Annotated in this window: 15 protein-coding genes; 1 reads left to right on the top strand and 14 read right to left on the bottom strand. The window is 73.6% G+C overall.

Translation table 11 applies throughout. The features are described from left to right. Window positions 1–30: 30 nt before the first annotated feature. Window positions 31–843: a tryptophan 2,3-dioxygenase gene (locus BMW85_RS14845; protein WP_091081589.1), complete on the bottom strand. Its 813-nt coding sequence runs from the start codon at window positions 841–843 to the stop codon at window positions 31–33. 145 nt (window positions 844–988) lie between these two features. Between BMW85_RS14845 and BMW85_RS14840 the strand changes: the two genes are divergently transcribed. Next, window positions 989–1,426: an Lrp/AsnC family transcriptional regulator gene (locus tag BMW85_RS14840; protein ID WP_091081587.1), complete on the top strand. Its 438-nt coding sequence runs from the start codon at window positions 989–991 to the stop codon at window positions 1,424–1,426. Here the strand turns inward: BMW85_RS14840 and BMW85_RS51045 are convergent. The 13 genes from BMW85_RS51045 to BMW85_RS14775 all read right to left on the bottom strand — a co-directional run bounded on the left by BMW85_RS51045 (window position 1,410) and on the right by BMW85_RS14775 (window position 17,916). Beyond that, the gene (locus BMW85_RS51045; RefSeq protein WP_091081586.1) at window positions 1,410–2,579 is read right to left on the bottom strand and encodes an alpha/beta hydrolase; all 1,170 of its coding nucleotides are present in this window, start codon (window positions 2,577–2,579) and stop codon (window positions 1,410–1,412) included. The genes BMW85_RS14840 and BMW85_RS51045 overlap by 17 nt on opposite strands. Further along, the gene (locus BMW85_RS14830) at window positions 2,576–3,595 is read right to left on the bottom strand and encodes an LLM class flavin-dependent oxidoreductase (protein WP_091081584.1); all 1,020 of its coding nucleotides are present in this window, start codon (window positions 3,593–3,595) and stop codon (window positions 2,576–2,578) included. The genes BMW85_RS51045 and BMW85_RS14830 overlap by 4 nt, the downstream gene beginning before the upstream one ends. After that, window positions 3,592–3,924 (bottom strand): TIGR04076 family protein, encoded by a 333-nt coding sequence (locus BMW85_RS14825; protein WP_218155780.1) that lies wholly within the window; start codon window positions 3,922–3,924, stop codon window positions 3,592–3,594. Before BMW85_RS14825 ends, BMW85_RS14830 begins: the two co-directional genes overlap by 4 nt. Further along, a complete protein-coding gene (locus tag BMW85_RS14820; protein WP_091081582.1) occupies window positions 3,921–4,319 on the bottom strand; it encodes a DUF4440 domain-containing protein in 399 nt (132 codons plus the stop codon). Before BMW85_RS14820 ends, BMW85_RS14825 begins: the two co-directional genes overlap by 4 nt. After that, window positions 4,316–5,551 (bottom strand): amidohydrolase family protein, encoded by a 1,236-nt coding sequence (locus tag BMW85_RS14815; RefSeq protein WP_091081581.1) that lies wholly within the window; start codon window positions 5,549–5,551, stop codon window positions 4,316–4,318. The genes BMW85_RS14820 and BMW85_RS14815 overlap by 4 nt, the downstream gene beginning before the upstream one ends. After that, entirely contained in the window at window positions 5,548–7,227 is a 1,680-nt protein-coding gene (locus BMW85_RS14810) for a hydantoinase B/oxoprolinase family protein (RefSeq protein WP_091081579.1), read from the bottom strand. Before BMW85_RS14810 ends, BMW85_RS14815 begins: the two co-directional genes overlap by 4 nt. Beyond that, the gene (locus tag BMW85_RS14805) at window positions 7,220–8,917 is read right to left on the bottom strand and encodes a hydantoinase B/oxoprolinase family protein (protein WP_091081578.1); all 1,698 of its coding nucleotides are present in this window, start codon (window positions 8,915–8,917) and stop codon (window positions 7,220–7,222) included. The genes BMW85_RS14810 and BMW85_RS14805 overlap by 8 nt, the downstream gene beginning before the upstream one ends. Then, window positions 8,914–10,977, bottom strand: a complete 2,064-nt coding sequence (locus tag BMW85_RS14800) for a hydantoinase/oxoprolinase family protein (protein ID WP_218155779.1) — start codon at window positions 10,975–10,977, stop codon at window positions 8,914–8,916. Before BMW85_RS14800 ends, BMW85_RS14805 begins: the two co-directional genes overlap by 4 nt. Next, entirely contained in the window at window positions 10,974–12,752 is a 1,779-nt protein-coding gene (locus tag BMW85_RS14795) for a dipeptide ABC transporter ATP-binding protein (protein ID WP_218155778.1), read from the bottom strand. Before BMW85_RS14795 ends, BMW85_RS14800 begins: the two co-directional genes overlap by 4 nt. Beyond that, window positions 12,749–13,612, bottom strand: coding sequence for an ABC transporter permease (locus tag BMW85_RS14790; RefSeq protein WP_091081576.1), 864 nt, complete (start codon window positions 13,610–13,612; stop codon window positions 12,749–12,751). Before BMW85_RS14790 ends, BMW85_RS14795 begins: the two co-directional genes overlap by 4 nt. Next, window positions 13,612–14,622 carry an ABC transporter permease gene (locus BMW85_RS14785; RefSeq protein WP_091081575.1) on the bottom strand — a complete coding sequence of 337 codons (1,011 nt, stop codon included), beginning with the start codon at window positions 14,620–14,622 and terminating at the stop codon, window positions 13,612–13,614. The genes BMW85_RS14790 and BMW85_RS14785 overlap by 1 nt, the downstream gene beginning before the upstream one ends. A 3-nt stretch (window positions 14,623–14,625) precedes the next feature. Continuing rightward, window positions 14,626–16,308: an ABC transporter substrate-binding protein gene (locus BMW85_RS14780; RefSeq protein WP_091081573.1), complete on the bottom strand. Its 1,683-nt coding sequence runs from the start codon at window positions 16,306–16,308 to the stop codon at window positions 14,626–14,628. 180 nt (window positions 16,309–16,488) lie between these two features. Further along, complete coding sequence (locus BMW85_RS14775; RefSeq protein WP_091081571.1) at window positions 16,489–17,916, bottom strand: phosphatidylinositol-specific phospholipase C domain-containing protein; 1,428 nt, start codon at window positions 17,914–17,916, stop codon at window positions 16,489–16,491. Between the last annotated feature and the right edge of the window lie 101 nt (window positions 17,917–18,017).

Genomic DNA, 18,017 nt, shown 5'->3' with positions numbered 1-18,017 from the left:
CGTTCTCCATCAGGCCAGGGTGTCGGCACGTCAGACCAGGGTGCGGGCCGACCAGAGCTCGGGGAAGATCTCGCGGCGCAGCGACCGCTCCAGCCAGCTCGCGCCGCTCGACCCGCCGGTGCCCATCTTCGCGCCCATCGCGCGACGGACCACCATCAGGTGGCGGGTCCGCCATCCCATGAAGCCCTCGGCGAGGTCGGTCAGCGCCTCGCCCAGCTCCCACAGCTCGTCGCCGGGGCCCTCTTCGGCGTACACGCGGGACCACGCCTTCTCCACCTGGGGGTCGGGCTCGTACGGCTGCGCCGGGTCGCGGGTGAGCACGGCCTCGGGGAGGTCGTGCCCGTGGCGGGCCAGGGCGGACAGGGCGGCGTCGTACAGGCTGGGCGCGCGCAGGGCCGCCAGCAGCGCGGCGTGGGCCTCGGGGTCGCCGCGGTGGACCTGGACGAGGGACGGGTTCTTGTCCCCCAGCAGGAACTCCACCTCGCGGTAGAGCGCCGACTGGAATCCCGAGCCCTCGCCGAGCGCCGGACGGAAGGCGTTGAACTGGCGCGGCGTGAGCCGGTTCAGCGGTCGCCAGGCCGCGTTCACCACGTCCAGGTACGCCGCCGCGCGCCCGATCACGGCGGTCGCCGGGGCCGGTCCCGGCCCGCCGAGCAGCTCGGTCGCCAGGCGCAGCTCGGTGCGCACCAGGCCGAAGTACAGCTCCATGACCTGCGTGGTGACCAGGAAGGCAGGCTCTTCGGGCACGGCGGTGCGCGGGCCAGGCAGCTCGCGCAGGACGGCGGTGCCGATGTACTCGTCGTAAGGCGTGGCGTTTGCGAAGCGCAGTCTCGGGGCTGCCATCACTCCTCCTCGTTCACCTCAATGTTCACTCACGACGAACTATGCTGAAATAGCGAGACAAAGGTGATGAGGCGGGATGGGTTTACGTTCGGAAGGCGATCTCCGATTTGCCTTTCGCCGCTGCCGAGAGTGACGGGTGGGTGCCATGGACGCGATGGACTGGGCGATCCTCGGCGAGCTGCAGGCCGACGCCCGGCTCTCCTACAGCGAGCTGTCACGGCGGGTGCACCTGTCCGCCCCGGCCGTGGCCGAGCGCGTCAGGCGGCTGGAGGAGACCGGGGTGATCTCCGGCTACCACGCCCACGTGGACCTCGGCCGGGCCGGGCGCACGGTGCGGGCGCTGATCCGGATGGACTGCTACGGAGCCCGCTGCGTGCTGCGCCACGAGGAGGTGCTGACCCAGCCCGAGATCGTCCAGGTGTACCGGGTCACCGGCGACACCTGCTGCCTGCTCGTGGTGGCGCTGGACTCGATGGCGCACTTCGAGCGGCTGATCGACGGGCTGTCCCACTACGGGCGGCCGTCGAGCACGATGGTGCTGTCCAGCCCCGTGGCGTGGCGGCCGGTCACCCCGCTGGCCTGAGCGCCTCCTCGACGCGGGCGGCGGTCTCCGCCCAGATGGGGGCGGCCGGGTCGATCACCGAGAAGTGGTCGCCAGGCGCCTCCAGGTAGGTGACCGGGTCGCCGGTCGCGGCGCGGACGTAGCGGCGGTTGAAGTCCACGAGGTCCGGGTCGTCGCCGGCGCCCTGGACGACGAGCTGCGGGCCGCCCAGCGGGAGCCGGGCGAGCGGGCTGGACGCCGCGTACACCTCGGGGATCTCGGTGCATGAGCCGCCGAGCGCCAGGGCCGTCGCGCCGCCGCTCAGGTCGCGGCGGTCGCACTCCACCAGGTCCACGAGGCCGGCCAGGGAGACGGCGAGCGCCGGGCCCCGCCCGGCCGCCCACAGGTCGGCGGCCAGGCGCAGCGCGAGCTGACCGCCCGCCGAATGGCCGATCACCGCGACCCGGTCCTGGTCGACGTCCGCGCCGAGGGTCCGGAGCGCGGCGTACGCGGCGGCGACGTCCGACACGGTGGCGTCCCAGCCGTGCCGGTCCGGGCGGCGGTACTCCACGTTCCAGGCGGCGAACCCGCGGGCGGCCAGGTCGGCGGCGAGCGCGTCCATGAGGTCGGCGGCCCAGCGCGTCCGGTAGAAGCCGCCGTGCAGCAGCATCGCGACCGGCGCGGGCCGGGCGTCCGGCAGGAGCAGCTCCGCGTACTGGTCGGGGTGAGGGCCGTAGGTGACGCGGCGGGGGCGGCACGTCGCGCGGTGCGCCGCGGCCCGTACGGCCCAGGTGAGGCCGTTGACGCCGCGGCCGTACAGGTGGAGGGCCCCGCCCGCCGGGTGCGGGCCGGTTCTCGCCAGGTCCAGCCAGACCAGCCGCTCACGGTACGGCCGAGGCGGCTCCATCAGGGCGCGCACCTCGGGATCGGCGCCGGGCAGGGCGACGACGCCGTGACCCGGCTCGGCGGCGGCGTCCAGCGCGGTCGCGAAGGACGCGGCGTCCGGGGGCTCGACCAGCCGCCCGGCGACCCCGAGCGCGGCGAACTCCCGCCCGGCCAGCTCCGCCAGCAGCTCACGATCCGCCGCCAGCCCGCCCGCGACGACCACGGTCACGGCGGCCCGTGCGGTCGCGGCGACCCCGGCGGCCTCCGCGGCCCCGGCGACCCGCGGGCGATCGGGCGTCGGGTCGGTCATCGTGCCGCCTTCCTCAGCATCGGCGCGACCTCCGTGGCGATCAGGAGGACCCCATCATCGTCGGTGAGCCCGTGCGGGGTGCCGAACTCGACCCGCCGCACCCCCGCGTCGATCAGCCGCCGCGCCTGCGCCGCCACCTGCTCGGGAGTGCCGGAGAACGCGAACAGGTCCAGCAGGTCGTCCGGGATCAGCCGGCCCGCCGCGTCGTCCCGCCCGGCCGCGACCTCGGCCTTGACCCGCGTCAGCAGGTCGGCGGGCACCTCGGCCGTGGGATCCAGCTCGGCCACGACCGCCAGGTACATGGCGACCTCCCTACGGGCCCTCGCGCGGGCGGCGGCGCCGTCGGCGGCGACGACGGTGACCGCGCCCAGCACGATCCCGACGTCGTCCACGGACCGCCCCGCCTCCTCGGCCCCCGGGCGCAGCCGCTCCCGCACGACCGGCACCATCGCCGGGTTGGCGCTCCCGCCGACCTTGATCTCGTCGGCGACGCGCCCGGCGAGCGCCGCGCCGCGCGGCCCCCAGGCGCCGATGAGCAGCGGCGGCCGGGCCCGCCGCACGGGGTAGCGCAGCGCGGTGCCGGGCGCGAGGCTGAACAGCTCGCCCGCGAAGCCCGACGTGTCGCCCGCGAGCAGCCGCCGCACGACCTCGGCGCACTCGGCCAGCGCGGTGAGCGGGCGCGGCTGCGCGATCCCGACCTCGCCCAGCCAGGTCCCCCGGGCCAGCCCCAGGTAGGCCCGCCCGTCGGAGGCGAGGTCGAGCGCGGCGAGCTGACCGGCGATCTCGTACGGCGCCATCGAGTACGGGTTGAGACAGGCCGGGCCGAGCCGCACCCGGGAGGTGGCGGCGGCGATCTCCAGCAGCGGGAAGATCGGCGGCTGGTACATCAGGTCGCCGAACACTGACACCACGTCGATGCCGTGCTCCTCGGCGAGCCGCCCGAGCCGGGCGTAGTCCCCGGCCCGCTTGTCGCTCTGCAGGCCGATGCCGATCTCGAAGTCCCCGGGCCCGCTCATGTCAGGTCCGCCGAGTTCATCGGGCGGCGCCGGACCCGCTCGACCCGCATCGTCAGCCGCTCCTCCGGGTCCGGGCAGCAGAACAGGGTGTCGCGCTCCAGCCAGTCGCCCGCGCCGAGGTCGCGCTGCTTGGCCGCGAGGAACGGCAGGACGCTGGCGAGGGCCCACACGCAGAAGTGCCGGCCCTCCGGCAGCCGCAGGTGGGCGCTGTTCTCCAGCTCGAAGTAGTCGCCGACGGCCATGCCGCAGACCGAGCGGCCCTCGATGGCGTCGACGGTGACCCGCAGGTCGTACAGCTCCATGTCCGGCTCGGGACCCGCGCCGCTCACGGCTCCCCCACCAGCTCGGCGTGGTGGTGGGCGATCAGCCAGCGGCCCCGCGTGTGCCGGAGCACGTCGGTGACCCTGGTGTGCTGGGCGGGCCCGCCGTGCGGCTCGGCGACCAGGACGTACCTGGCCACGCCGACCTCGCCCCAGACGTCGATGCGCTTGTCGCGGGCGGTGAGCGTGTCCATGACCGGGCGGTGGCCGGCGCCGTCGCGGGCGTCGCGGTAGGCGTCCAGCTCGGCGCGGGTGCGCAGCGGGCCGGGGAGGTGGGTCTCCCAGGTGGTCACGTCGGGGTGCAGGTGGGAGTCGAAGCGGGCGCGGTCGCCGGCGACGAACGCGGCGTACATGTCGTCGATCGCGGCGGCGATGGCCGCCGCGGCGCCCTGGACCAGGGTCATGGTGCCTTCCTTTCCGAGCGGACGACCTGGCCGCCCTTCATCACCCAGCGGACGCCCCGGTACGCCGACGCCGACGCGAGCGGGTCCTCGTCCATCGCGACGAGGTCGGCGTAGCGGCCGGGCTCGACGGTGCCGATGTCGGCCTCGGCGCGCAGCCAGCGGGCGGGGCCGAGGGTGGCGGCGTACAGGGCGCGGGCGGGGCCGATGACCTCGGCCATGTGCTCCAGCTCGCGTACGGTCGCGTTGGTGCCCTCGAAGCCCCAGAACGGCGGCATGTCGCTGCCGAGCAGCACCTCCACCCCGGCGGCGACGGCGGTGGCGAAGCTCTCCAGGTGCTCGGGCCCGGCGTTGAGCGAGCGGCACTGCATCCACTCCGGCACGCCCAGCTCGTCGAAGAACTCCTTGCAGCGGGTGACGAGCAGGGTGGGCACCAGCGCGGTGCCGCGCGCGGCCATCTGGGCGGCCACCTCGGGAGTGAGCTGGTAGCCGTGCTCCACGCAGTCGAGGCCGAGCGCCACGGCCTGGGCGATCACGGCGGCGGGCCCGGCGTGGGCGGTGACCTTGCGGCCCCAGGCGTGCGCGGTCTCGATCACCGCGGCCATCTCGTCGGCGAAGAGCTGCGGCGTGTCGATCGACTCGTGCCGCCCGGCGATGCCGCCGGAGATCATCACCTTGATGAGGTCGGCCCCGGCCTTGATCTGGGAGCGGACGCCGCGCCGCAGGCCGTCCGCGCCGTCGCACTCCAGGGTGTCGGTGCCCTCGTGGCCGTGCCCGCCGGTGCAGACGAGCGCCCGCCCGGCGGTGAAGATGCGGGGGCCGGGCACCCGGCCTGCCTCGATGGCGCGGCGCAGCGCGAAGTCGGCGTGGTCCTTCTCGGCCACGCAGCGGACGGTGGTGACGCCGCAGTCGAGGGTGCGGCGGGCGCCGTCGGCCATGTAGAGGGCCAGCTCGTGCGGGTTCATGTCCTTGACCTGGTCGCCGGCGGTGCCGGGGAGGGACAGGGACAGGTGGGTGTGCATGTTGACCAGGCCGGGGGTGACGTACGCGCCGCCGAGGTCGAGGTGGGTCACCTCGCCGGGCACGGAGCCGGCGGCGGCGAGGACGTCCTCGCGGCGGCCCACGTCCACGATGCGCTCGCCCCTGACGAGGATGCCGGCGTCGGGGACGGGGTCCGCGCCCGTGGCCGCCCGGCCGTCGGCCACGGTGCAGCCGGTGATGACGACCGTGTTCATCGTGCTCCTTCCAGATCCGCCAAGCCGTAGATGTCGCGGGCGGCCTCGGGTGAGACGTAGCCCTCGGCGACGTCGCGGCGTACGGCCTCGGGGTCGCGTTCGCGCGGGTCGCCGTGCCCGCCGCCGCCCGCCGTCAGCAGCGTCACCCGGTCGCCGGGCTCGACCTTGACCCGTTTGGTGCTGATCCGGGCCTCGCGGTCGGTGCCGGGAAAGACGATCACCTGGTTGGGGTCCGGCTCCAGGCCGCCGTCCAGCGCCCAGGGCCGCGACCTGGTCTTCTTGATCACCGACAGGAACTCGCCCGGCGTGGTGAACCGGATGTCCCGCCGCAAGCCGACCCCGCCCCGGTGACGGCCCGCGCCGCCCGAGTCCGTACGCAGCTCCAACCGCTCGAAGAACATGCCCGTCCGCGCCTCCAGCACCTCGACGGGCGTGTTGCGGGCCTGCGTCTGGGCCGGGTGGTTGGCCGGTCCGATGCCGTCGTGGGCGGGCGTGCCGCCCCAGCCGACGGCGTCGTTGTTGCTGACGGCGAAGAGCCGCCCGGTGTCCGGGTGCGTGCCGACCATCATGAAGCCGGGAACGTCGCCGCCGGACGAGGCGGGCAGCCGGTCCGGCATGCCCTGCGCCAGCGCCTTGTAGATCAGCTCCAGCGCGACCGTGCCCGTCCACTGCGTGAACGTGGCCGCCGGGTAGACGGCGTGGAACAGCGTGCCGGGCTCGGCGCGCACCTCCAGCGGCGCGAAGTGGCCCGCGTTGGTCTGCTCCCAGGGGGTGGTGATCGCCTTGAACGCGACGCGGCAGGTGGCGATGGTGGCGCCGAGCGGCAGGTTGACCGGCCCCCGGGTCATCCCGGAGGAGCCGGCGAAGTCGACGGTGAACCGGCCGCCGGCGACCGTGACGGTGACCCGCATCCTCACCGGCTCGTCGGTGACGCCGTCGTCGTCCAGCCAGTCCTCGGCGGTCCAGGTGCCCTGCGGCAGCGCGGCGACGGCGTCGGCGGCCGAGCGGGCGGCGGCCTCGACGGCCCGGTCCACGGCGGCCTCGACGAGCGGGGTGCCGTAGCGGGCGTGCAGCTCGGCGAGGCGGCGCTCGCCGGTGCGCAGGGCGGCGACCTGGGCGTTCAGGTCGCCGATGACCAGATCCGGCATGCGGGAGTTGAAGCGGATCAGCTCGTGGATGTCACGGACGGGCTCGCCACGGGAGAACACCTTCGTGCCCGGAAAAATCAACCCTTCCTGGTGCATGTCCGTCGAGTCCAGCACGTAGCCGGGGTCCTTGGCCCCCAGGTCCATCCAGTGGGCCCGTACGCACACGAAGCCCAGCAGCCCGGACTCCCCGTGCACGGGCGCGAACAGCGTCGCGTCGTAGGCGTGGGCCGCGTTCCAGTACGGGTAGTTCAGCAGCACCACGTCGCCGGGGTGCAGGTCGTCGCGGCCCACGTACTCCACGCCCTTGCGGATGGAGTGGTCGTTGGCGCCGAGGAACCGGCTCAGCCCGGTGGCCTCGGCGATCAGCCGGAGGTCGGCGTCGTAGACCGAGATGCCGTAGTCGCGCACCTCGTAGATGACGGGGTTGAAGGCGGTGCGTTCGAGCGTGGCCCGCATCTCCTCGGCGACCGAGACCAGGTGGCAGCGCACGACCTCGGCGGTCGCGCCGTCCAGCGTGAGGTCAGGCATCGTCCACGCCGTAGATGTCGCGGGCCGCCTCGGGCGAGACGTAGCCCTCGGCGACGTCGCGGCGTACGGCCTCGGGGTCGCGTTCGCGCGGGTCGCCGTGCCCGCCGCCGCCCGCCGTCAGCAGCGTCACCCGGTCACCGGGCTCGACCTTGACCCGTTTGGTGCTGACCCGGGCCTCGCGGTCGGTGCCGGGAAAGACGATCACCTGGTTGGGGTCCGGCTCCAGGCCGCCGTCCAGCGCCCAGGGCCGCGACCTGGTCTTCTTGATCACCGACAGGAACTCGCCCGGCGTCGTGAACCGGATGTCCCGCCGCAAGCCGACCCCGCCCCGGTGGCGGCCCGCGCCGCCCGAGTCCGTACGCAGCTCCAACCGCTCGAAGAACATCCCCGTCCGCGCCTCCAGCACCTCGATCGGGGTGCTCCGCCCGGCGCTGCCGGAGACGTGGGTGGCGGCGTTCATGCCGTCGTGCTCCGGCGTGGCGCCCCAGCCGACCAGGTCGTTGTTGCTGACCGCGAAGAGCCGGCCGGAGTCCGGGTGCGTGCCGACCATCATGAAGCCGGGCACGTCGCCGCCGGACGAGGCGGGCAGCCGGTCCGGCATGCCCTGCGCCAGCGCCTTCAGGATGAGCTCCACCGCCACGATGCCGGTCCACAACGTGAACGTGGGCTGCGGGTAGACGGCGTGGAACAGTGTGCCGGGCTCGGCCAGCACCTCCAGCGGGACCGTCGTGCCGTGGTTGGACGGCTCGTCGGGCGAGGTCAGCGACTTGAGTATGACCTTGCAGAGTGCGACGGTGGCGCCGAAGGGCATGTTGATCGGGCCGGGGGTGGCCTGCGCGGAGCCGGCGAAGTCCACGGTGAAGCGGTCGTCCGTGACCGTGACGGTGACCCGCATCTTCACCGGGTCCTCGGTGATGCCGTCGTCGTCCACCCAGTCCTCGGCGGTCCAGGTGCCGTGCGGCAGCGCGGCGAGCGCGGCGCGGGTGCGGGCCTCGCCGTCCTCGATCATGCGCTGCACGGCGGCGTCCACGGTGGGCCGGCCGAACTTGTCGATGATCTCCAGCAGCCGGCGCTCGCCGGTGCGCAGGGCGGCGACCTGGGCGTTCAGGTCGCCGATGACCAGGTCCGGCATGCGGGAGTTGAAGCGGATCAGCTCGTGGATGTCACGGGCGGGCTCGCCACGGGAGAACACCTTCGTGCCCGGGAAGATCAGCCCTTCCTGGTGCATGTCCGTCGAGTCCAGCACGTAGCCGGGATCCTTGGCCCCCAGGTCCATCCAATGGGCCCGTACGCACAGGAAACCGACCAGCGTGCCGTCGGCCGCCGCGTCCGCCGGGTCCGGCTGGAACACCGGCGCGAACAGCGTCGCGTCGTAGGCGTGGGCCGCGTTCCAGTACGGGTAGTTCAGCAGCACCACGTCGCCGCGGTGCAGGTTCTCCCTGCCCACGTACTCGACGCCCTTGGCGAGGGAGAAGTCGTTCGCGCCGAGGAAGAACGTCAGCCCGGTCGCCTCGGCGATCAGCCGCAGGTCGGCGTCGTACATCGACAGGCCGAAGTCGTGCACCTCGTAGATGACCGGGTTGAACGAGGTGCGGATCAGGGTCGCGCGCATCTCCTCGGCCGCCGCCAGCAGGTAGCTGCGCACCACCTCGGCCGTCGCGCCGTCCAGCCGCACGTTCGCCTCGCTCATGAGCGCACCTCCGGGGTGAGGGTGACCAGCAGGTGGCCGAAGGGGTTCACCTGGACCCGCTGCCCGGAGTGCACGACCGTGGTGGAGGTGCCCTCGTCGATCAGGGCGGGGCCGTCCAGGGTGTCGCCGGGCTCCAGCTTGGCCCGGTCGTACACGGCGAAGGCCGTCACCTCGCGGGCGCCGAAGTCGAAGGCGTCGCGCGATCCGACGCGGGCCCGCGCCGGGTCGCCGTCGCCCGGCTCGTACGCGGGCAGCTCCGGCTTGTCGATCCGGCCGATGCCGCGCACCCGCAGGTTGAGGATCTGCAGCCGGTTGTCCATGACGTGCCCGTAGCGCGCGTGGTGCAGCTCCTCGAACGCGGCCCGCACCGCGTCCGGCCGCAGGTCGCGCCCGACGGGCACGGTCAGCGAGTGCTCCTGGCCGAGGTAGCGCACCTCCATGGCGCGTTCGAGCACGGCCTGCCCGGCGGGGATCGCCTGCGCGGCCAGCGAGGCCGCCGCGGCCGACTCCGCCTCGGCGAACACCGCCTCCAGCGCGTCCAGGTCGGCGTCGTCCAGCGTCGTCATGACCGTACGCGACACGTCGTCCACGATGTCGGCCGTCAGCATGCCCCACGCGGAGAACCCCGACGGCGCGAACGGCACGATCACCTCGGGGATGCCCATCTCGCGGGCGAGCAGCGGAGCCAGCAGCGGCCCCGCGCCGCCGAACGCCAGCAGCGAGAACACCCGCGGGTCGTGGCCCCGCTCGACCGTGATCTGCCGCACCGCGCCGACCGTCTTGGCCAGCAGCACGTCGAAGACGCCCGCCGCGGCCGCCTCGACGGCGAGGCCGAGCGGCTCGGCGATCTGCTCGCGCAGCGCGTCCCTGGCCGCCTCGTCGTGCAGGCGCATGTCGCCGCCGAGGAACCGGTCGGGGTCGACGTAGCCGAGGGTGACGGCGGCGTCGGTGACCGTCGGCCGGTCGCCGCCCCGGCCGTAGCAGACCGGGCCGGGGACGGCGCCCGCGCTCTGCGGGCCGACCTTGAGCAGGCCCCGGTCCAGGTAGGCAATGGAGCCGCCGCCCGCGCCGATGGTGCGGATGTCGTAGGCGGGGATGAGCAGCGGGAACTGCTCCAGCTTGGCCTCGTACGCGGCCACGGCCTGACCCCGCTCGATCACGCAGGTGTCGAGCGAGGTGCCGCCGATGTCGAAGGTCAGCAGGTTGTCGCGGCCGAGCGCGGCGGCCACGTACGCGGCCCCGGCGATCCCCCCGGCCGGGCCGGACAGCACGGTGTGCATGGGCGAGGTCTTCGCCACGGCCGAGGTCATCGACCCGCCGCCGGAGCGCATGATGAGGAACCGGCCGGCGAAGCCGTCCTCGGCGAGGCCGGACTCCAGGCGGTCCACGTAGCGCTCGAAGATGGGGCGGATGTAGGCGTCGAGCACGGTGGTGCTGGTGCGCTCGTACTCGCGGTATTCGCGCACGATGTCCGTGGACACCGACACGGTGACCTCCGGGTACGCCTCCCGCACCAGCTCGGCCGCGCGCCGCTCGTGCTCCGGGTTGAGGTAGGAGTGCAGGAAGCAGACGGCGATCGTGCGCACCCCCTGCTCCTCCACCAGGATCCTGGCCGCCTCCCGCACGTCGTCGGGGTCCAGCTCCTCCACCACGCGGCCCTTGTAGTCGAGCCGCCCGCGCACGCCGATCGTGGCGGCCCGGCGGACCAGGCTCTCGGGGCGCTGGTACTGGAAGTCGTACATGTGGTCGGCGGGCACGTTGCCGCGGCCCAGCAGGAAGACGTCACGGAAGCCCGCGTTGGCGATGATGCCGGTGGCCTCGCCGCGCCGCTCCAGCACCGCGTTCAGCCCGAGCGTGGTGCCGTGGATGAACAGCTCCACCTCCGCCGGGTCGGTGCCGAGCAGGCCGACGGCGGCGAGCACCCCCTCCCAGGGGCGGGCGGGCGTCGTCGGGGACTTGCGGAAGCGGACCGCGTGGGTGCGCGTGTCCAGCTCCATGGCGTCGACGAAGGTGCCGCCGATGTCGACGGCCAGCCTGATCGCGGGCATGGGATGCGTCACCTCTCTGGTCCTTCTCGGTCCGGCGGGTCCGGGAGCTCGTGGGCGCGGCGGCAGGCGACGCGGACCGGGCCGAGGGTCCGCAGCTCCTGCTCCTCGGCGCGGCAGGCGTCCTCCGCGTACGGGCAGCGCGGCGCGAGCGCGCACCCCGCGCCGGGGACGGCCTCCTCGGGGTCCTTGGTCAGGCTCACGCCCGCGCCGTCCGCCCGCCCGGCGAGGGTGGGGGCGGCGGCGAGCAGCGCCTTCGTGTACGGATGCCGGGGCCGCGCGAAGACCTCCTCGACCGGCCCTTCCTCGACGATCCGCCCCAGGTAGAGCACCACGACCCGGTCGCAGACGCCGCGTACGGTGGCGAGGTCGTGCGAGATGAACACCGAGCCGCGGCCCCGCTCGGCCGTCACCTCGCCGATCACCTTGAGTATCTGCGCCTGCACGGTCACGTCGAGGGCGGAGGTGGGCTCGTCGAAGACGACGAGGTCGGGCTCGCCGGCCAGCGCCCGCGCGATGCCGACGCGCTGCGCCTGGCCGCCGGACAGCTCGTGCGGGCGCCGGGTCGCGTACGTGCCGTCGAGGCCCATGCGTTCCAGCGCCGCCGTGACCCGGCGGGCCCGTTCGGGCGCCTTGACCCCGGCGGCGCGCAGCGGCTCGGCCACGGCGTCGGCGACGGTGCGGCGCGGGCTGAGCGAGCCGATCGGGTCCTGGAAGACGAGCTGGGCCCGCCGTCGCAGGTCGCGCAGCTCCCGGCCGCGCAGGCGGGACGGCTCGCGCCCGGCCAGGGTGACCGTGCCGCGCGACGGGGTGATCAGGCCGAGCATGAGGCGGGCCAGGGTGCTCTTGCCGCTGCCGCTCTCGCCGACGACGCCGACCGTCTCCCCGGCGCGCACGGTCAGGCTGACGCCGCGCAGCGCGTGGTGGCCGCCGGAGCCGAAGCGGCTGCCGTACACGACGTGGGCGTCCTCGATCCGCACCACCTCGCCCCCGGGGGTGGCGGCAGTGCGGGCGACCGGTCTGGTGACGTCGGGGACGGCGGCCAGCAGCGCGCGCGTGTAGGGATCGGCGGGGGCGGCCAGGACGTCGGCGGCCGGGCCGTGCTCGACGACCGCGCCCGCGTTCAGCACCACCAGGCGGTCGCAGACGCGGGCGATGGAGGCGAGGTCGTGGGAGATCAGCAGCACGCCCCTGCCCTCCTCGTCGGCCGCCTCGCGGAAGCGCCGCAGGATCTCGCGGGTGAGGGTGACGTCCAGGCCGGTCGTGGGCTCGTCGGCGATGAGCAGGCCGGGGGCGCAGCCGGTGGCGAGGGAGATCATGACGCGCTGGGCCTGGCCGCCGGACAGCTCGTGCGGGTAGTGGTCGAAGCGCCGGGCCGCCGACCGGATGCCGACGCTCTCGAACAGGGCGACCGCCGCCGTACGGGCCTCGGCGGCGGCCACGCCCTGGTGTGTGGTCAGGCGGTCGGTGAGCTGGCGGCCGATGGAGCGGGTCGGGCTGAGCGCGCCGCGCGGGTTCTGGAAGCAGATCGCCGCGCCGCCGCCGCGGTGCGCCGCGAGCGCGGCGGCGTCCATCGTCAGCACGTCCGCGCCGTCGAACAGGACCTCGCCGGTGGCGCGGGCCGCGCCGGGCAGGAGGCCGACGATCGAGCGGGCGATCATGCTCTTGCCGCCGCCGCTCTCCCCCACCAGGCCGACGACCTCGCCGCGGCCGACCGTGAGGTCCACGCCCTTGAGCGCCTGGACGTCGCCGATGGTGACCCGCAGGTCCCTGATGTCGAGCAGGCTCACCGTACGACCCCCGCCCGTTCCTGCAGCCCCTCGCCGAGCAGGCTGAACCCGAGCACGCTGACCAGCAGGAACAGGCCGGGCGGCACCGAGGTCCACCAGCGCCCGGCGACCACGTCCCCCGTGCCGAGACTGATCATGGCGCCCCACTCGGCGGCGGGCACGGTGACGCCGAGGCCGAGGAAGGACAGCCCGGCGAGGGTCAGCATGGCCCAGCCGCAGTTCAGCGGCGCGATGACGCGGACCGGGGTGAGACTGTTGGGCAGCACGTGCCGCCACAGGGTGCCGAGCCCGGACGCGCCCGCGGTCCGCGACGCCTCCACGAACGGCAGCTCGCGCACCGTGCGCACCTCGGCCCGTACGAGGCGGGCGTAGGCGGGGGCGTTGACCAGGGCGACCACCAGGACCAGGTTGCCCGCGCCGCCGCCGAGCAGGGCCGCGACCGCGAGCGCCAGGATGAACGCGGGGAACGCCTGGAAGACGTCCAGGACGCGCATGAGCACGTCGTCCACCCGTCCGCCGCGGTAGCCGGCGAGCAGCCCGAGCGCGGTGCCGAGCACCACGGCGAGCGCCACGGAGGCGATCGCCACGCCCAGGTCGAGGCGGCCCGCGTGCAGGACCCGGCTGAGGATGTCCATGCCGTTGACGTCCGTGCCCAGCGGGTGCGCCCCGCCGGGCGGAGCCAGCGAGGCCGCCGGGTCGATCTCCTCGGGGCCCCAGCGGACCAGCAGCGGGCCGACCAGCACGGCGAACGCGACCAGGCCGAGCAGCGCCGATCCCGCCCTGATCAGCGTGGTCGCGAAGCGGCGGTCCGCGGCGGCGCGCGGCGGGCCGGCGTCGGCCGCGGTGGTCAGGTCGGCCATCAGATCCTCACTCTCGGATCGAGCACGGCGTGCACCACGTCGGCGATCAGGAAGATCAGCGTGTAGCAGAGCGCGATCACCACGACGGACGCCTGCACCACCGGGTAGTCCCGGTACAGCAGGCCGCGCAGCGCCCACTGCCCGAAGCCCTGCCAGGAGAAGACGTACTCGACCAGCACCGTCGAGCCGATCGCGAAGCCGAACACGAGCGCCGCCAGCGCGGGCAGCCGCACCAGCGCGGCCCGGGTGAGGTAGCCGCGCAGCAGCGTCCGCTCGGACAGGCCGTGCGCGGCCGCCGCCTGGTACGCCTCCGACCCCAGCACCTCCAGCGCCGAGGCCCGCACGCTGCGCAGCAGCGGCGCGACGATGACGACGACCATGGTCAGCACCGGCAGCACGAGGTGCCCGGCGGCCGAGGCGAACGCGGGGCCGTTGCCGGTGAGCGCCGCGTCCAGCAGGTCCGCCCCGGTGATCAGCGTCAGGTCGGTGTCCGGATCGACCCGGCCGCTCGGCGCGGGCACCCAGCCGAGGACGCTGTAGGCCAGCAGGATCAGCACCAGGCCGAGCCAGAACTCCGGCAGCGAGTTGCCCACCAGGGCGAGCACCCGCAGCGTGTGGTCACCGGCCCGGCCGGCCCGCCGCGCCGACCAGATGCCGAGCACGGTGGCGAGCAGCGTCGCGATCACCACGGCGAGCACGACGAGCTCCATCGTCGGCCCGACCCGGACCGCCATCTCGCTCGCCACGGACGCGCCGCTCTGGATGGAGGTGCCGAGGTCGCCGCTGAACAGGCCGCCCACGTAGTCGAGGAACTGCCGCCACAGCGGCTGGTCCAGCCCGTAGCGGGCGCGGGCCGCCGCCGCGTCGGCCTCGGTCGCGTTGGGGCCGAGGATGGTCCGGATCGGATCGCCGGGCAGCACGCGGACCAGCACGAACGTCACCACGATGACGCCGAGCAGCACGGGCACCGCCTGGAGCAGGCGCCGGGCGGCGAACCGGGCGATCCGCACGGGTCAGACCCCGCCCAGGTAGCGCAGGCGGGCCAGCCCGTCCATGGGCTGCACCCAGCCGGCGACCTTCTCCCGTACAGGGAGGGTGAAGTTCGGCTGGCAGATGACCGCCCAGGGCACGTCCTCGGCGAGGATCTCCTGCACGCGGGCCCACAGCTTGAGCCGGTCGGCGTCCTCGACCGTGGTGTGGGACTTGTCGAAGATCTTCTCGATCTCGTCGTTGACGTAGTTGGAGTAGTTGAGGCTGGCGCCCTTGGTGAAGCTGGTGCCGAGCATGTACTCGACGTCGTTGACCCAGAGCTGCCCGGCCGTGAGCTGCAGCGGGATGTTCTTCTTCGACCGGCGCTCGCCGAGCGTGGCCGGGTCCAGCGGGACGAGCTTGAGCTCGATGCCGGCCTTCCTCGCCTCGCTCTGCACGAGCACGGCGATCTGCTGCTGCTCGCCGTTGTCGGCCTCGAAGACCAGCTCGGAGCTGATCGCCGGCTTGCCGGCCTCGGCCAGCAGGGACTTGGCCTTGTCCAGGTCGTAGGCGTAGGGGTAGCCGGTCTCGGCGTAGCCCGGCATGTCGAGCGGCACCAGGCTCTTCGTCGGGCGGGCGTCGCCGCCGTAGACGTTGGCGATGATCTGCTCGTACGGCACCGCGCAGGCCAGTGCCCGGCGGACCTTGACGTCGTCGAAGGGCGCGGAGGTGACCGACATCTGGATGGCGACCTGGTTGTTGCTCGGCGCCGAGATGACCTTGATGCCCTGGGCGTTCTTGAGGTCGGCGATGTCGCGCCGGCTCATGCCGAGGGCGAGGTCCACGTCGCCGGCCTGGAGCTGCAGGCGCTGGTTGGCGGCGGCGGGGACGACGGTGAGGCGGATCGTGCCCAGCTTGGCGGGGTCGGGGCCGGGGTAGCCGGTGTTGGCGGCGAGCTCGATCTCCTGGCCCTGGACGGCCTTGGCGACGTTGAAGTAGCCGCCCGTCGGCGGGTTCTTGGCGAACCACTCCTTGGCCCAGGGGTCGGCGTCGGTGGCGTGCTTCTTGGCCTCGGCGGAGTCGAAGACGTAGAGGGAGATGGCCTGGATCTGGCGGGTGAGCGCGCTCGGGAACGCCTGGTGGAACTCCACGGTGTAGTCGTCCACCACCTTGACCTGGTCGGCCTTGGTGAGCCCGATCAGCCGGTAGACGCCGGCGACGTTGGCCTGGGCGGCGAACGCGCGGTCCTTGGACCACTTGACGTCGGCGGCGGTCATCTCGTTGCCGCCGGCGAACTTGACGCCCTTGCGCAGCTTGAGCGTCCAGACCTTGTTGTCGGCGTCGGGCTCGAACGACTCGGCGAAGGTGGGGGTGATGTTCTCGCTGTCGAGGATCTGCGAGCCGCCGACGTCCTTGACGCCGTAGTCGATCAGGTACGGGAAGACGTTCTTGTAGAGCATCAGCGCGGTGAGGTCGAAGCCCACGAAGTCCTGGTCCCAGCTGCTGATGTAGCTGCTCACCGCGATTCGGAGCGTTCCACCGGCCGCGCCCGTCCCGCCGGACGCCGTGCCCGTCGCGGCGCCCGACGGCTGGGTCTCGCCGCCCGCCTTGGTCCCGGCGGCGCAGCCGGCCGCGAACAGCAGCGCCACGCTGCCGCCGAGGCGCAGCGCCGACCTGCGCGACAGCGGCGAAGACGTGGCGGCGTCCGGGCGCGCGAATCCGGCCATGTGTCCTCCTGGGGGACGGAAGGGACGGCGTGTTCAGTCACGCATTCCGTTCATGAACGCATCATCAAGCCGGTTCACCGGCTTAAGCCCTGCTCGTTGCCTGCTGTTCTACCGGTAAGCGGGCATAAAGGACAAGGCTGTTCAGATAATTTCACCCAGGTGAAACACGCCGAACCCTGTTCAGCGAACGGCCCCCGCCTGCGTGAGCAGGTTCCGGTACCACGTGTCGTACGGGCGGTTGGTCGCCGGGTAATTGGCGAGGGGGTCGCTCGCCCGGGACGCCGAGTCGAAGTCCCAGCCACGGGCCAGCTTCCCCGCCTGCCGGGCGGAGACGATGAACGACGACTGCGTGGCGGGCGCGGCGTAGTAGAGCGCGTCCTGCTGGAGCTCGGCGCTGTTGCCCTGCTGGAACTCCGTGAAGGCGACCTGCGGGTAGCGGATACGGTCGCCGGCCCGCCGGTCGGTGTCCACGCGCAGCGTCGTGGCCGGGGTCGGGCCGTCGGCGCCGGTCCAGACGCGCACCCGGGACGTGCCGCTGACCGCGGTGGTCTTGTCGGGGCGGGCGTCGGAGGTCTTCGCGTTGCCGGTCCAGGAGACCGTGCGCGCGGCGGCGTCGAGGGCGCCGGTCCAGGTCCAGTTCTGGCTGTTGCTCTGGCTGCGGTGGATCTCGTGCAGCCGGGTGCCCGCGGCGTCGGTGAAGCGGACGGTGGGCAGGACGCCGTTGTCGTACTGACGGCTCGCCGACCAGGTGATCTCGCCGTCGGCGGCGAGGCGGCCGACGCGGTACCACAGCGTGGTCGCGCTCTGGGACTGGTGGACCTCGACCAGGTCGCCGGCGTCGTTGAGCGCCACGGCCGGGGTCACGCCGCTGTCGTAGCGGCCGTGGCGCAGCCAGGTGACCGTGCCGTCGGGGCCGTACGTGCCGCTCCAGTACCAGAGGTCGCCCGACCCCGAGTCGTGCACCTCGACGACCTGGCCGCGGGCGTTCATGGCGACGGCGGGGCTCGTGCCGGCGTCACGCTTGTAGAGCGTGCGCGTCCGCCCGTCGCCGGAGAGCAGCACGAGGACCCGGCCGCGCAGGGCGTCCACGGTCGGCGTGGCGGCCGGGTAGTCCGAGGCGCGCAGCAGCCGGGCGCCGAAGACGGAGGTGAGCTCCTGGTTGAGCGCGGCGAGGTTGCCCGCGGCGTAGGAGGTGTTGTCGGTCAGGTCGTCCTTGATGTCGAGGGCGACGGTGACGGGCGCGGCGGTGGGGTGGGCCGCCGACCAGGCGTTGATCGTGGTGAGCCAGTCGCGCAGGAGGTTCGAGGCGGGGTTGCCCGTGTGGTCCACGGCGTCGCCGGGGGAGTCGTGGCCGATCGCGTAGTCGCGGGCGGTGGCGTAGCCGTTGTCGTGGATGTCGAGCTCGATGAAGCGCACGCCCTCGTCGAGCTGGCGCACGATCGAGCCCCTGGCGCCGTCCAGGTCGCCCGAATAGCTGTTGTGCGTGGCCGCGAAGATCGCCGAGGTCAGGGGCAGGTCCGCCGCCGCACCGGCCGGAGCGGCGGTCACGAGGGCGGACACGAGCACGGCCGCGGCGAGCGCGGGCAGGGCGGCTCTCGGCTGGGGCATCGGCTGATCCTCGCGATCTTGGGGGGTGCCTCCAGACAACACGATCTTGGGTCTGCCGCCAACCCCTGTTTTCCGCGCCCTCACGGCCCCTACGCGCCCTT

The sequence above is a fragment of the Nonomuraea wenchangensis genome (assembly GCF_900111685.1).
GTDB lineage: Bacteria > Actinomycetota > Actinomycetes > Streptosporangiales > Streptosporangiaceae > Nonomuraea > Nonomuraea wenchangensis.
This window is presented reverse-complemented; position numbering and strand designations above follow the sequence as displayed.